The 14865-nt window shown below is 62.9% G+C and carries 12 protein-coding genes; 2 read left to right on the forward strand and 10 right to left on the reverse strand.

The window, feature by feature from the left end:
• The 10 genes from AN189_RS08110 to AN189_RS08155 all read right to left on the reverse strand — a co-directional run bounded on the left by AN189_RS08110 (position 1) and on the right by AN189_RS08155 (position 11981).
• Positions 1 to 1494, reverse strand: coding sequence for a class I adenylate-forming enzyme family protein (locus AN189_RS08110; RefSeq protein ID WP_056033820.1), 1494 nt, complete (start codon positions 1492 to 1494; stop codon positions 1 to 3).
• Between the two features lie 33 nt (positions 1495 to 1527).
• The gene (locus AN189_RS08115) at positions 1528 to 2640 is read right to left on the reverse strand and encodes an acyl-CoA dehydrogenase family protein (protein WP_056033822.1); all 1113 of its coding nucleotides are present in this window, start codon (positions 2638 to 2640) and stop codon (positions 1528 to 1530) included.
• A 7-nt stretch (positions 2641 to 2647) separates the two neighbouring features.
• Positions 2648 to 3838 carry an acyl-CoA dehydrogenase family protein gene (locus tag AN189_RS08120; protein WP_056033825.1) on the reverse strand — a complete coding sequence of 397 codons (1191 nt, stop codon included), beginning with the start codon at positions 3836 to 3838 and terminating at the stop codon, positions 2648 to 2650.
• 11 nt (positions 3839 to 3849) lie between these two features.
• The gene (locus AN189_RS08125; RefSeq protein WP_056033829.1) at positions 3850 to 5025 is read right to left on the reverse strand and encodes an acetyl-CoA C-acyltransferase; all 1176 of its coding nucleotides are present in this window, start codon (positions 5023 to 5025) and stop codon (positions 3850 to 3852) included.
• Positions 5026 to 5034: 9 nt separating this feature from the next.
• Complete coding sequence (locus AN189_RS08130; protein WP_056034245.1) at positions 5035 to 7122, reverse strand: 3-hydroxyacyl-CoA dehydrogenase NAD-binding domain-containing protein; 2088 nt, start codon at positions 7120 to 7122, stop codon at positions 5035 to 5037.
• Positions 7123 to 7210: 88 nt separating this feature from the next.
• Complete coding sequence (locus tag AN189_RS08135; RefSeq protein ID WP_056034247.1) at positions 7211 to 8020, reverse strand: IclR family transcriptional regulator; 810 nt, start codon at positions 8018 to 8020, stop codon at positions 7211 to 7213.
• Between the two features lie 33 nt (positions 8021 to 8053).
• A complete protein-coding gene (locus AN189_RS08140; RefSeq protein WP_056034249.1) occupies positions 8054 to 9391 on the reverse strand; it encodes a TRAP transporter large permease in 1338 nt (445 codons plus the stop codon).
• Positions 9391 to 9924, reverse strand: coding sequence for a TRAP transporter small permease (locus tag AN189_RS08145; RefSeq protein WP_056033832.1), 534 nt, complete (start codon positions 9922 to 9924; stop codon positions 9391 to 9393). The genes AN189_RS08140 and AN189_RS08145 overlap by 1 nt, the downstream gene beginning before the upstream one ends.
• A 68-nt stretch (positions 9925 to 9992) precedes the next feature.
• Positions 9993 to 11036: a C4-dicarboxylate TRAP transporter substrate-binding protein gene (locus AN189_RS08150; RefSeq protein ID WP_056033834.1), complete on the reverse strand. Its 1044-nt coding sequence runs from the start codon at positions 11034 to 11036 to the stop codon at positions 9993 to 9995.
• A gap of 156 nt (positions 11037 to 11192) precedes the next feature.
• Positions 11193 to 11981, reverse strand: coding sequence for a DeoR/GlpR family DNA-binding transcription regulator (locus AN189_RS08155; RefSeq protein ID WP_056034252.1), 789 nt, complete (start codon positions 11979 to 11981; stop codon positions 11193 to 11195).
• 224 nt (positions 11982 to 12205) lie between these two features.
• Between AN189_RS08155 and glpD the strand changes: the two genes are divergently transcribed.
• Together glpD and AN189_RS08165 are read left to right on the forward strand one after the other, a co-directional pair.
• Positions 12206 to 13789: a glycerol-3-phosphate dehydrogenase gene (glpD, locus tag AN189_RS08160; RefSeq protein WP_056033837.1), complete on the forward strand. Its 1584-nt coding sequence runs from the start codon at positions 12206 to 12208 to the stop codon at positions 13787 to 13789.
• Positions 13786 to 14865 carry an ABC transporter ATP-binding protein gene (locus AN189_RS08165; RefSeq protein ID WP_056033841.1) on the forward strand — a complete coding sequence of 360 codons (1080 nt, stop codon included), beginning with the start codon at positions 13786 to 13788 and terminating at the stop codon, positions 14863 to 14865. The genes glpD and AN189_RS08165 overlap by 4 nt, the downstream gene beginning before the upstream one ends.

Here is a 14865-nt window from a genome sequence, read left to right on the forward strand (position 1 = left end):
TTATCCCTCTTTCATCAGCAGGTCCGCAAAGGCGTCCAGCAGTTTATGTTTCAGTATCTTGCCCGTCGGGGCCGCAGGTAGCGCATCTACCGCAAAAATCCGTGTTGGCCGCTTATAGCCGCTTAATCGCCCCGCGACAAAGTGCGCGAGGGCCGCCGTATCAAATGTCGCAGGATCGCGACATTGCACAAAGGCGAGGATATCCTCGTCCCCCACCGAATTGGCGGCACCGATCACGGCACTCTGGATCACCTCTGCATGGTCGTTCAGGGCTGTTTCCACCTCTGGCGGGTAGACGTTGAAGCCGCCACGGATGATCAGCTCCTTGGCGCGGCCGACGATATGCAGGTTTCCGGCCGCGTCCAGCTGGCCCAGATCGCCGGTGCGCAGCCAGCCATCCTGCACCGTTTGCGCGGTCAGATCGGGGGCGCGGTAATAGCCTTTCATCACATGCGGGCCACGGGTCAATACCTCGCCGACCTGCACCCCGGCTGGCGCATCTATCCTGACATCAACCCCCGGCAATGGGCGGCCCGCGCTGGTGTCGGGGTCACCGATTGCATTGCGACTGCCGCTGACGCCAGCGGTGCTTTCGGTCATGCCGTAGCCATTTTGCAGCGGCAGGCCATAGAACGCCTCCGCCTTGGCCTTCCACGCGGGATCGAGGGGGGCCGCCCCGGACGAGACATAGCGCAACACGCTGTCCGTCAGCCGGGTCAACCCCCGGTCAGCCGCATATTGCATCAGCAGCGCGTGCATCTGCGGCACGCCCGGAAAAACCGTCACACCGCCGGTCAGGGCCGCGTGCAGGCGTGCCGGGCTGAACCGCGTTTCCAACTGCAACGCAGCCCCCGACAGCGCGCAGGCGATCAGCACGGACGCCAGACCAAAGACATGGGTCAGGGGCAGCACGCCGTAGATCCGGTCCTGCGCGGTCATGCTGCGCAACTGCACCGACAGCCCACCGGCAAAGATCAGGTTGGCGTGGGTCAGCATCACCCCCTTGGGCGCACCCGTCGTGCCTGTTGTGTAGAGGATGACGGCAACATCACCCACCTCAGCCTCGGCGGGGCCTGTATCACGTTGCATCAGGTGCAACGGGCCAAAACCGATGTCATGCGACACGGCGGATGTTGCGTGGGCCAGCGCCTCGGCGGAACAGCCAGAGGTATAGATCACCACCCGTGGCTGCGCGTGATCCGTGACACGGGCAATTTCCGGTGCGGTCATGCGCGCATTCACCGGCACCGCGATCGCACCGACCCGGCTGGCGGCAAAGATGAAAACCGCCGTTGCAAGGCAGTTTTCCGCCACGATCAGCACGCGGTCGCCAGCCATGACGCCCGATTGCGCCAGCAGTGCGCCCGCTGCCGCGATATTGCGATCATATTGCGCGAAACTGACGGCACCATCGGGATCGATGATGGCCGTGGCGTCCGGCCATAGCGCCGACTGCCGTGCGATCAGCGCGTCGATGCGGTCTGCGTTTTGCATGTGAACACCGCCTCCCCACGGTGGTCGGTTGCGTCAGGCCACGGCCAGCGCCACGAACCGTTCGGTATGATAAAGTGTGTCGCCAAAACGGTGATCGACCATGACCAACCGCCGCGCGAGATGCGCCAGCGCATATTCCTGCGTCATGCCGATGCCGCCGTGCAGCTGGATCGATTCCTCGGCCACCAGACGCGCCGCCTGCCCCACCAGCGTCTTGGTCGCCGACACATGGGTATCGCGCACCAGCGCATCGGCATCGACATGCCCGGCCAGGTTGATGACAGCGGACCGGGCCTGTTCGATCTCGATCAGCATGTCGGCCATGCGGTGTTGCAGCGCCTGAAATTTGCCGATCGGCTGGCCGAATTGCTTGCGCGTTTTCAGGTAGTCAGTGGTTAGCGTGCGGATCGCGTCCATCAGGCCGACGGCCTCGGCGCTGATGGCAAGCGTGGCGCGGGCGTGAACCTGTGCCAGCGCCTGATACCCCTCACCCGCTGCGCCAAGCGGCGTGCCGGGGGTGTTGTCCAGCGTGATTTCCGCCGCATGGCCGCCACCCGTCAACGGATAGCCACGCCGGGTCAATCCGGGCGCATCCGCGTCCACGATGAACAGGCTGATCCCCGCCTCATCCGCCACATCCCCGCTGCTGCGCGCGCTGACGATCAGCCTGTCCGCTGCCCCGCCGTTCACGACAACCGCCTTGCGACCCGACAGTTTGCCGTCCGTCACGGTGGTGGCAACCCGAGACAGGTCGTAGCGGCTGCCGGGCTCAGAATGAGCCAGCGCCATCTGACGATGGCCTGCGATGACCTCCTCCAGTAGTGCCTGTTGATCCGCATCACCCAGCGCCGCGATCAACCCACCGCCCAACAGCCCGGTGTCGATCAGCGGTTCGGTCGCCCCGACACGGCCCAACTCCTCGGCCACCAGCGCAATATCGAAACCCGCCCCGCCAAAACCGCCCTGATCTTCGGTAAACAGCGCGCCGATGACCCCGATCTCGGCCAGCCCAGCCCAGACAGCATCGGACCAGCCCGTTTCACTGTCTGCGATCTGCGACAGCAAGGCGGGGGTATATTGGTCACGCAGGTAACGGCGCAGGCCGTCCTGCAACATCTGGCGTTCTTCGGTCAGGTCAAAGTTCATGGCTGTCTCACAATTCCAGAATGGCTTTGGCGATGATCGACCGCTGCACCTCGTTCGAGCCACCGTAGATCGACAGTTTGCGGTTGTTCAGGTATTGCCGCGTGCGCGCCTGCGCATAGGCGGGACCCACGGGGTCGTTGTCGCCCTCAAGTGCCTCGGACACATACGGCATGGCATAGGGACCGACGGCCTGCATGGTCAGCGCGTTGATTTCCTGACGCACCTGCGTGCCCTTGATTTTCAACATCGAGCTTTCGGCACCCGGGGCCTGGCCCGCGGCGGCGGCACTGACGACACGCAGATTGGTCGTGGCCATGGCCATCAGGTCGATCTGCACCTGTGCGATGCGCGCGGCAAACAGCGGGTTCTTGATCAATGGCTGACCGCCCGACTGTTCGGCCCGTGCGATCCGTTTCAGCTGTTCCAGCCCGGCGCTGGCAAATCCGACGCCCGCGATGTTGGTGCGTTCATGCGTCAGCAGATATTTGGCGTAGGTCCAGCCCTTGTTTTCCTCACCGACCAGATTGGCGGCAGGCACGCGAACGTTGTCGAAAAATACCTCGTTCACCTCGGCCCCTCCGTCGATCAGCACGATGGGCCGCACCGTGATGCCGGGACTGTTCATGTCGATCAGCAAAAAGGAAATGCCTTCCTGCCGCTTGCCTTCGGTGCTGGTGCGCACGAGGCAGAAAATCATGTTCGCGTGCTGGCCCAGCGTGGTCCATGTTTTCTGCCCGTTGACGATGTAATCATCGCCGTCACGCACAGCAGAGGTCCGCACCGCAGCCAGATCGGACCCGGCCCCCGGTTCGGAATAACCCTGACACCACCAGTCGTCGCCGTTCAGAATACGCGGCAGCCAATAGGATTTCTGATCCTCGGACCCGAATGCCATCAGAACCGGCCCCAACATCGCAAGCCCGAACGGCACGATGCGCGGCGCGTGCGCCTTGGTCATTTCATCCTCAAAGATGTGGCGCTGCACCGCGTCCCAGCCCGTGCCGCCGTGTTCAACCGGCCAGTTGCCCGCCAGCCAGCCCCGCGCGTTCAGAATCGCGTGCCATTCCTCGTGATCGGCCTTGGTCAAGGACTGGCCATTGCGGACCTTGTCCGACAGGCGGCTCGGCAGATGCTCGGCCAGAAAATCGCGGACCTCGGTCCGGAATGCCGTCTGGGCGTCGGTGTAGTGCAGATCCATGACGGTCCCCCTCAGTAGATTTCAAACAGGCCAGCGGCCCCTTGGCCACCGCCGATGCACATGGTGACAACGCCCAGTTTCGCACCCCGGCGGCGGCCCTCGATCAGCAGGTGCCCGGTCATGCGCGCGCCTGTCATGCCGAACGGATGACCCAGCGCGATGGACCCACCGTTCACGTTCAAACGGTCGTTGTCGATGCCCAGCACATCGCGGCAATAGATCAGCTGACTGGCAAAGGCCTCGTTCAGCTCCCACAGATCAATGTCGGCAACGGTCAGGCCCGCGCGTTCCAGCAGGCGCGGCACGGCGTAGATCGGCCCGATGCCCATCTCGTCGGGTTCGCAGCCCGCCACGGCAAAACCGCGAAACGCACCCAGCGGCGCAAGCCCCGCACGGCTGGCCGCATCTGCATCCATCATCACCAGCGCCGCCGCCCCGTCAGACAGCTGCGAGGCGTTTCCGGCCGTGATGAACTGATCGTCACCCCGCACGGGCGACAGGCCTTGCAGCGCCTCCAGCGTCGTGGTCGGGCGGTTGCATTCGTCCTTGGCGATCGTCACCTCACGCACGGAGGTCTGCTTGGTCGCCTTGTCCGTCACCTGCATCGTCACGGTGATCGGCACGATTTCATCGTCGAACAGCCCCGCATCCTGCGCGGCCGCCGTGCGCTGCTGGCTTTGCAATCCCAGCGCATCCTGATCGGCGCGGCTGATGCCATAGCGGGACGCCACGATATCGGCGGTTTCGACCATCGGCATGTAGAGGTCGGGTTTGTTGTCCAAAATCCAGGCGTCGCGCGAATGGCGCGCGGGCGGCTGCACCATCGAAATGCTCTCGACCCCGCCGACCAGCACGGCCTGCGCACCTTCCTGGGCGATCATGTGACCGCCCATCGCGATGGCCTGCAAGCCGCTGGCACAGAACCGATTGACCGTGGTGCCTGCGATGCTGACGGGCAGTCCCGCGCGGATCACGGCCTGACGCGCGATGTTACCGCCCGTGACATATTCCGGATAGCCGGTCCCCCAGATGCTGTCCTCGATCAGGGCAGGATCGATCCCCGCCCTGTCGACGGCATGGCGCGCGACATGACCGGTCAGGGTCGCCCCGTGGGTCATGTTGAACGCACCGCGCCCGGCCTTGCCGATTGCGGTGCGGGCGACGGAAACGATGACGGGCAATGACATAGGCAATCCTCAGGTATTCAGGCTGGCAAAGGTCCGGCGGTCCCGCACGAGACGTTCCAGCAGCGGGGCGGGTTTCCAGAAATGATCGTCCAGAACCGCAAAATCGCGGATATCCGACAAGATGACGTCCAGCCCCACGGTGTCGGCATGGTGCATGGGCCCACCCCGGAAACGGGGGAAACCGTAACCGGACAGGAACACCACATCCACGTCAGAGGGGCGTTGGGCGATGCCTTCGTCCACCACGCGGGCGGCCTCGTTCACCATGGCCGCCATGGTGCGGCGCACGATCTGTTCTGCGCTGAATTCGCGTGGTTTCAGGCGCAGGCTGTCACGCACATCGCGGATGATCGGTGGCACATCATCATTGGGCCGGCCCTTGGGCGTCGCATCGTCGTAAATGTAATAGCCACGTCCGGTTTTCTGCCCCAGCCAGCCTGCGTGATACAGCGCATCCGCAAACAGGGGCGCGCGGTCACGCGGGTGGGCCTGCGCTGCCTTGCGCTGGCGGGTCATGTAGCCAATGTCGAGGCCCGCCAGATCACCGACCTGATAGGGCCCCATCGCAAAGCCGAATTCCACCAGCGCGCGGTCGATCGCATAGGGGCTGGCCCCGTCAAGGACCATGTGATCCACCGCCGTGCGATAATGCGACAAGATCCGGTTGCCGATGAACCCGTCGCAAACACCTGCGCGCACGCCGACCTTACCCAGCGTTTTTGCCAGCTGAAACGCCGTTGCCGTCACATCGACAGCCGTTTCATTTGTCACGACGATTTCCAGCAGCTTCATCACATGCGCAGGCGAAAAGAAATGCAGCCCGATCACATCCTCCGGGCGATGTGTGGCCCCTGCGATCAGGTTCACGTCCAGATAGGACGTGTTGGTGGCAAGGACCGCGCCCGGTTTGCAGACACGGTCAAGTTGGCGGAAAACCTCGGCCTTGACGGCCATGTCCTCGAACACGGCCTCGACCACCAGATCAGCCTGTGACAACGCGGCGTAATCTGTCGCTGTGGCCAGCGCGTCCGACAGGATCGCATCGCGACCAGCTTCGGTCAGCTTGCCACGTTTCACGGCGCTGGACAGGTTGCGGGTGATGGTGTCGCGGGCCCGTGCAGCACTGGCCGCGTCACGTTCCACCAAGGTGACGTGCAGCCCTGACAACACCATCGCCGTGGCGATCCCTGCCCCCATCGTGCCGCCGCCGACAACACCGGCACGGGTCACGGGACGTGGGGCGATACCCTTGATCTGCGGGACCTTTGCCACTGCACGTTCCGCGAAAAATGCGTGCATCAGACCCGCGCGCTGCGGTGTTTTCAGCAATGACAGGAAGGCCTTGCGTTCTGCCGCCAAGGCCTGCGCAAATGGCATCCTTGCGCCTGCCACGACGGCATCCAGCACCGCCAGAGGTGCCACCTGACCGCGCGCCGACTGGGTCAGACGCTTGCGCCAGCCATCCACCAGATCGGCGTCGAGCTGCGGAAACGGCATGTCACTGACTCGGCGCGGACCGGTCCCGCCCTGCACAAGCTTTGCCGCATAAGCCATTGCATCTGCGCGTAAATTGTCACCCGCCAAAACATCCACAAACCCCATGTCCAGCGCCTGCGCGCCCGTCACCGGCCGGCCGGCTGTCATCAGGGTCAGCGCATTTTCTGCGCCCACCAGCCGCGGCATGCGCTGCGTGCCACCGGCACCGGGCATGACCCCCAGCGTGACCTCTGGCAGGCCCAGTTTCGCGGTCGGCGTGGCAATCCGGTAGTGCGCGCCCAGCGCGACCTCTAGCCCGCCGCCCAGGGCGGTGCCGTGGATCGCAGCCACCACGGGCTTGGGACTGTCCGCGATCCGGTTGATGACATCAGGCAGATAGGGTTCCACAGGCGGTTTGCCGAATTCGGTGATATCCGCGCCACCGATGAACAAACGGCCTGCGCCGATGATGACGGCGGCATCCGCGCCGTCATCGGCGTCAAATCGCGTGATGGCATCCCATAGACCCTGGCGCACCGCCTGCCCCAGCGCATTCACTGGTGGATTGTCGACGGTGAGAACCGCCACGCGGTCCTGCAAATCATAACTGACGTGGGTCACGCGTGCCTCCTCCCGGTCCTCGTACCCGGCATACCGCACTGGTCAAATATTTCAATATGCAAAATGATATTCCGCTATGCGGAATATATTACAGATCTCTTGATCCGGTCGCCCCACCCTGCCCCATCATGCGTTCCAGATCGCGCACGGTGCCCGCCAGCTTGGGCCCCACTTCTTCGCGCATCCGTGCCACGCTCAGCGCGGCGGGCATGGCACCACAGGTGAAAACAACCGGTTCACCCAGTTCACGCGCATGAAACGGCACGGCCACGGCGTGAATGTTGGCCGCGAAATAGCTGTCGGGATCGGTGATCACATAGCCTTGGGTCATCAACTGGTTCTGGGCATCGGCCCGGTCGGTCTGCGCCTGCTGGACCGTCAGCCCCTTGTCGCCAACGGCCTCTTGCAATGTCGCGGCAAAGGCATCGTCGCCAAGCGCGCCGAACATCGCATGCCCCGACGACGATCCGTGGAACGGCAGACGGTGCCCCACCTCAAGCCAGAGTGAAGCGACATTGCGCGGACGCCATGTCTTGACGATCAGCATGCGCCCCGCATCCCGCACCAGCAGCAGCGACAAGGTGCCGGTGTCATCGGCCAGCCGCTGCATCAGCGGCCCCGACAGATCCACAAAGGACAGCGACGCGCTGGCCATGTTGCCCAGCGCCAGCAAGGCGGGTCCGGGACGGTAACGGTCGTGGCGCCGGGCATGCGTCAGATATCCCAGCGACTGCAACGTGAATGTCAGCCGCGAAACCGTCGATTTCGGCAGCCCGGTCCGGTCTGCGATTTCAGCGTTGCCCAACCCGTCGTCCGATGGCCGGAAGGCCCGTAAAACACTCAGCCCCCGTGCGAGGGTCGTGGCAAAGCGCCGGTCCTTTTCCAGATCACCGTCCATCCGGGTCACTCCTGTTCGTTATGTCCCGACCAGCTATAGCGAATTCGGAATCAAAAGCGAAATGATCGGAAAGGACATGATGAGGATCAGCACCAGCACATCAATCGCCAGAAACCGCGTGATCCCAGAAAAGATGCGGTCGATTGGCACGGCCTTGCCGACCACGTTGCTGATGACGAACACGTTCAGGCCCACAGGCGGTGTGATCAGGCCGATTTCCAGCAGCTTGATCACGACGACGCCGAACCAGATCAGGTTGAAACCATAGCTTTCGACCAGCGGCACCATCAGGGGCAGCGTCAGCACCATGATCCCGATGGGATCAAGGAACATCCCCAGCACCAGGTAGATCAGCGCGATTGCGGCCAGCAGCACGACGGGCGACAGCTGTGCATCGCTGACACCATTGACGATCACCGGGGCCACGCCGGTCAGCGCGATGAAGGCCACGAAAATCTTGGCCGCAGCGGCGATCAGGAAAATGGCAGAGGTCTGGATGCAGGTTTCCCGCAGGCTTTCCCACAGGTCGGTCAGCGTCAGCTTGCGCTGCGCGAAACCGATCAGGATGGCGGCCGCCACGCAGATCGCCGCAGCCTCGGTCGCAGTGAAAAATCCACCATAGATCCCACCGACGATCAGACCGAACAGCGCCAATGCCGGCCATGCGCCGACGGCCGCTAGCCACTTGTCACGCCCGGTGATCACGCCTGTGAACGCCGGTGCCGCACTCGGCTTGCGTTTCACCCAGATAAAGATCGTCAGCAAAAAGCCCAGCAAAGACAGAATGCCCGGCAGGATACCGGCCAGAAACAGCGACGAGATCGAGGTCTCGGTGAAAATCCCGTAGATGATGAACAACACCGACGGCGGGATCAGCGATCCCAGCGTGCCGCCAGCGGCCACCGATGCGGTGGCAAGGCTCTTGTCATAGCCCATGCGCAGCATTTCGGGCGAACAGATGCGGCCCATCGTGGATGCACAGGCGATGGATGACCCCGTGATCGCGGAAAATCCGCCGCAGCCCACGACCGACGCCATTGCAACGCCGCCCGGCACGCGAGCCAGCCAGACCCGCGCTGCGTCGTAGATTCGCGTCGTGATATCGGCCCGATAGGCAATATGGCCCAACGCGATGAACAGCGGGATCATCGAAAGATCATAAGAGTGGATGAGGTCGAACGAATTGGAAAACACCAGTGATGTCGTCGGCCTGACCGCACGATCCGGCGTGAACGCCCCCGTCCGCGTGGCAAAGATGACGAATGTGCCGATCGTTCCGATGGCCGCCAGTGCGAATGCAATCGGCACCCGGATGGCCAGCAGGCCGATCACGGCGGCAAAGGCACAAAGGCCGATGATGGATCCGTCGATCATGACTTGTCCCCGTCTTCGGTAAAGCTGGCGGTGGTGGTTTGCGACATCTGCGGAACACCGCCGCGGCGCAGGGTGCGGACATCCCCGATCACCAGCAACAGCAGGCGCAGCCAGCAAAACGACATGCCGATCAGGAACAGCACGCGGCCGGGCCATTTCGGCAGGTTCAGCTGTCCGAAATAATACGAACCACCCGTGATCGCATGCGCGGCCTCGTTCCAGCCCGCATAGAGCAGCGGCGACAGGGCCAGCAGGCCCATCACGCCACCGACCACAACCAGCCAGCCCTGGGTGCGCAGTGGCATCCGGTTTGACAGAAATTCCACGACGATATGCGCCCGGGCCGTCGTGGCAGCGGCCAGCGGCAGCACGATGGCCATGACCATCAATTCGCGCACCATGACGATGGTGTCGGGAATACCCCCATTGACCGTCACGCGCAGCGCCACGCTGATCGTGATCAGCGCACCCAGTGCCACCACGGCGCAACACGCCAGGTCAAGCAGCAGCCGTTCGATGCGATACAGCATCTGTTGTCCTCAAACTGTCAGAAAAGAAAAGGCCCGCGATGCAAATAAGCACCGCGGGCCCGCCGGTTTCAGCGATCCCAGGGATAGCCCTGGGCGTCGCGCTCTGCCGTGAATTCGGCCAGCAGCGTGCGATAGCGATCCAGCATGCCCGCGCCGTCCAGACCTGCGGCGTTGGCCTGTTCGATCCAGGTGTCGATATAGGGCGCACCGCGCGCCACCAGCTTGTCGCGTTCCGCCGCGTCCAGCGTGATCACCTCGACACCGGCGTCTTGCATGGTCTGCACTGCGGCGTCGTTGTCGGCATTGATCAGCCGGCCCAGCGTATCGGCCATGCCGACACCGGCGTCATTCAGCGCCTGCTGGTGTTCCGGGCTGAGCGCGTCGTAGGCGAACTTGTTCATGAAGATGCCCAGCGCACCGACCTGACCCCAATCCATCAGCGTGTAGCTGGTCATGACCTCTTGCTGTTTCAGCGCGGCCACGGCGTAGGAATACCCCTGAGAGCAATCCAGCAACCCGGTGTCCAGGCCCTGATATGCGTCATAGATCGACATGGCGACCATGTTGGCCCCCAGATCATTGAACACCTTGCCATAGGCACCGACGCCACGCACCTTCAGACCGTCGATGTCTTCAGCCGTGCGGATCGCCGTATCCTTGCAGCCGATATTGACGGCGGATGTGGTGAATGTGCCCAGATAAACCAGACCCTGATCGGCCAGATTGGCGGCGATTGACGGATCGGTGCGCATCAGCGCATCCGTCGCACGCATCCCGACCCAGGCGTCGGCGTTTTGCAAGGGCAGATCTGCGATGCCGTAAGCCACCATTTCCTGCGGAAAATACACGCCAATGATCGTGCCGAGGTCTGCCACACCATCGCTGACCCCCTGCAATGCCGCATCGGCCTTGAACAGGGCACCGCCCCATTGGATGTCAATTTGCAGATCGCCATTCGTGCGGGCCGTCACATCATCCGCGAACGCCTGCGTGGCGACAGCGCGCGCGCCCCGGTTCGGCCCCGCCTCACCCAAGATCAGCGTGGTCTGCGCGGCTACCGATGTTGCCATCAAACCCAGCGATACCGCCGCCGCTGCCAAAGTCCTCGTCATCGTCGCTCCTCCCAGAACTTCCAATAAGTAGAATACCATTCCACTATACGGAATTGAGATTCGGAGCAAGCCAGCATTCACCCGCGCCGCGACATGCGCGATCCGCCACCAGCCACGACAGGCGGCGGACCAATATTCACGATGAAAATGGGGGCGTCAGACCGACGTGGTGTCCGAAATGTCTGACCGACAGACCTGCACCTGCGTGTCCCAGCCCGCGCACCGCTCGGCCAGATCGGGCGAAACAGGTGCATCGGTTACAAAGATATCGATCCCCGACAAGGACCCGATCTGTGCGGGGGCCTTGCGTTTGAACTTGGTATGGTCGGCGAGCAGGATCTTGCGGCGGGACTGCCCCAGGATCGTCTGGCTGACGCCGACCTCGCGCAGGTCGAAATCCAGAATATCGCCGTCATGATCGACCGCCGAACACCCGATGACGCCAAAGTCGAACTTGAATTTCCGGATTGCGGCCGTGGTAATGTCACCGGTCAGACCGCCATCCGACTGGCGCAACGCGCCGCCGGTCACGACGACCTCGCAGTCGGGGTTGCGCGCGAGGATGTTGGCCACGTTCATGTTGTTGGTGACGACCAGCAGGTTGCGATGATGCAGCAGCTCGTTTGCGACAGCTTCGGTGCTGGTCCCGATATTGAGAAAGATCGCGCAATCCTCGGGGATCATGGCCGCACAGGCACGCGCCATCGCGGTCTTGCCTTCGGCATTCAGGCGGCGGCGTTCCTCGTAGGCGATGTTGATCGTGCCCGACGGCAGCACGGCACCGCCGTGGACCCGTTCCAGCTTACCCGCGTCGGCCAGATCGCTGAGGTCGCGCCGGATCGTCTGCAAGGTCACACCCAGATGCTCGGCCAGATGTTCCACCGTCACCTTGCCGTCGCGTCGCGCAATTTCGAGGATTTCAGGGTGTCTGATGCTTTGCGACATGAACGTGATCCAATGGCTTTTCTTGCAATATGACAGGAAAACCGAACATCGCCCATCCCATACCGCACCTGTGATTGTCGAAAACACGACGAAACGCGCGAAATTCGTCCCGAAACCGGCTTCTAACATGCGCATTTCCGCAAAAACGAAAATAACCGAAAAAATATCTTTTCTTTTCTGCACGCCCTTGCAATGCTGAACGCAGGAATTTGGGGGGATTCACTTTGGCGAACGATCGCGAGATCCGCGACCTGCTGGTCATCGGCGGTGGCATCAATGGCTGTGGGATTGCGCGTGATGCGGCGGGGCGCGGCCTGACCGTCACCCTGGCCGAGATGTCGGACCTTGCCTCTGCGACCTCCTCTGCGTCGACCAAACTGTTTCACGGCGGATTGCGCTATCTGGAATTCTTTGAATTCCGGCTGGTCCGCGAGGCGTTGTTGGAACGTGAAACACTGCTGCGGGCGATGCCGCACATCAGCTGGCCGATGCGGTTTGTGCTGCCCTACCACGCCGACATGCGGTTCGACAGCGACACACCGACGTCGAAAATCCTGTCGCGTGTCATGCCATGGATGCGCGGACGCCGCCCCGCCTGGCTGATCCGACTGGGTCTGTTCCTCTATGACAACCTGGGCGGACGCCAGATCCTGCCGGGGACGAAAACGCTGGACCTGACCCGCGGACCAGAGGGCGCGCCGCTGAACCCGCGTTTCGCCAAGGCCTATGAATACAGCGATTGCTGGGTCGAGGATTCGCGACTGGTGGTGCTGAACGCGCGCGACGCGGAACTGCGCGGCGCGCAGGTGCTGACCCGGACCAAGGTGATGTCGGCCAAGGTGCAGGACGGACTGTGGTCGGTGACGATGCAGGACACCGAAACAGGCCACCAGCGCGTGATCCGTGCACGGATGGTCGTCAATGCAGGCGGTCCCTGGGTGGGTCAGATCCTGCGACAGCAGATCGGGTCCAACAGCCAGGACGACGTGCGGCTGGTGCGGGGCAGCCATATCGTGACCAAACGCCTCTTTGACCACGACAAATGCTATTTCTTTCAGGGGACCGACGGGCGCATCATGTTCGCCATCCCCTACGAGACGGATTTCACCCTGATCGGCACAACCGACCAGGAACACGATGACCTGTCTGCACGTCCCGTCTGCACGCCTGCTGAAAAACAATACATGATCGATTTCGTGAACGCCTATCTGCGTGACCCGATTTCCACCAAGGACATCGTCTGGTCCTATTCCGGTGTACGCCCGCTGTTCGACGAAGGGGCCAGTTCCGCCACGGCAGCGACCCGCGACTATACGCTGAAACTGGACGACAGCGCAGGTGCGCCCGCGCTGAACATCTTTGGCGGCAAGATCACGACCTACCGCCGCCTGGCCGAAAGCGCGCTGGAAAAGATCGGCCAGCGGCTGGACGTGGCACAGGGTCCTTGGACCGCAGGCGTACCGCTGCCCGGTGGCGATTTTCCGGTCGGTGACGTGGATCGCCAGATCGCGACCCTGCGCAATGCCTACCCGTTTCTGGACGATCGCTGGGCCACCCGCCTGATCCGCGCCTATGGCACCGATGCACAGCTGATCCTGGGCGATGCCGCCAGCGCAGCAGACCTTGGGCCTGCGTTCGGTGCCACGCTGACAGCCGCAGAGGTCGATTGGCTGATGACCCGCGAATACGCCCGCACCGCCGAGGACATCCTGTTTCGCCGCAGCAAACTGGGTCTGCGCGACACCGATACAGCCGCACTTGACGCCTATATGACCGACCGCCGCCAGCAATTGAAGGACATCGCATGACACTGGAACTTGACAGCGTCAGCCATGTGGTCGGCGCTCAGACCTATATCCATCCGACTGACCTGACCTTGGAAAAGGGCACGATGAACGTGCTGCTGGGGCCGACCTCGGCGGGCAAGACCACGTTGATGCGCCTGATGGCCGGGCTGGACGTGCCGACCCAAGGCCGGATCCGCTGGAACGGGACCGATGTCACCGGCGTGCGCGTGCAGGACCGTCAGATCGCGATGGTTTACCAGCAGTTCATCAACTATCCCGCGATGAGCGTTTACGACAACATCGCCTCGCCCATGAAACTGATGGGGCTGGCGAAATCCGAAATCGACCGCCGCGTGCGCGACACGGCAGAGCTGATGCAGCTGACGCCCATGCTGGACCGCAAGCCGCTGGAACTGTCGGGCGGCCAGCAGCAACGCTGCGCGCTGGCGCGGGCCTTGGTGAAAAACGCAGGTCTGGTCCTGCTGGACGAACCGCTGGCCAACCTCGACTACAAACTGCGCGAGGAATTGCGCGCGGAAATCCCGCGCATCTTTGCGGAATCCGGGTCGATCTTTGTCTATGCAACGACCGAACCCGAAGAAGCGCTGCTGTTGGGTGGCAACTGCGCCACCCTGTGGGAAGGCCGCGTGACGCAATTCGGCCCGACCGCGCAGGTGTACCGCAACCCGCAAGATGCGACGACGGCGCGGGTGTTTTCCGACCCACCGATGAATTTCCTGACGGTCGAAAAACGCGGCGACACGCTGCATTTCGGTCAGAACGAAACCATGCCCGCAGGCCGCATCACAGCCGCCGACGGCACCTATCAGCTGGGGTTCCGCCCCAATCACCTGACACTGGAGGCCGGACCGGACAGCATCCGTTTCGACACCAGGCTGTCGGTCATGGAAATCACCGGGTCCGAAACCTTTGTGCATCTGTCCCATCATGGTGCTGCCTGGGTCGGACTGATCCACGGCATCCGCGACCTGACACCGGGGCAGGCCCTGCCCGTCTACCTTGATCCATCCCGCGTCTATCTGTTCGCGCAGGATGGTGCACTGGTCGCCACGGCCCCCTATGCGGAGGCCGCGTAG

The sequence above is a fragment of the Loktanella sp. 3ANDIMAR09 genome (genome assembly GCF_001420005.1).
GTDB lineage: Bacteria > Pseudomonadota > Alphaproteobacteria > Rhodobacterales > Rhodobacteraceae > Loktanella.

Excerpts from the sequence above, each read along its gene's own strand:
- AN189_RS08110 (WP_056033820.1), bottom strand. The coding sequence starts at position 1,494 with ATGCAAAACGCAGACCGCATCGACGCGCTGATCGCACGGCAGTCGGCG.
- AN189_RS08115 (WP_056033822.1), bottom strand. The coding sequence starts at position 2,640 with ATGAACTTTGACCTGACCGAAGAACGCCAGATGTTGCAGGACGGCCTG.
- AN189_RS08120 (WP_056033825.1), bottom strand. The coding sequence starts at position 3,838 with ATGGATCTGCACTACACCGACGCCCAGACGGCATTCCGGACCGAGGTC.
- AN189_RS08125 (WP_056033829.1), bottom strand. The coding sequence starts at position 5,025 with ATGTCATTGCCCGTCATCGTTTCCGTCGCCCGCACCGCAATCGGCAAG.
- AN189_RS08135 (WP_056034247.1), bottom strand. The coding sequence starts at position 8,020 with ATGGACGGTGATCTGGAAAAGGACCGGCGCTTTGCCACGACCCTCGCA.
- AN189_RS08145 (WP_056033832.1), bottom strand. The coding sequence starts at position 9,924 with ATGCTGTATCGCATCGAACGGCTGCTGCTTGACCTGGCGTGTTGCGCC.
- AN189_RS08150 (WP_056033834.1), bottom strand. The coding sequence starts at position 11,036 with ATGACGAGGACTTTGGCAGCGGCGGCGGTATCGCTGGGTTTGATGGCA.
- AN189_RS08155 (WP_056034252.1), bottom strand. The coding sequence starts at position 11,981 with ATGTCGCAAAGCATCAGACACCCTGAAATCCTCGAAATTGCGCGACGC.
- AN189_RS08165 (WP_056033841.1), top strand. The coding sequence starts at position 13,786 with ATGACACTGGAACTTGACAGCGTCAGCCATGTGGTCGGCGCTCAGACC.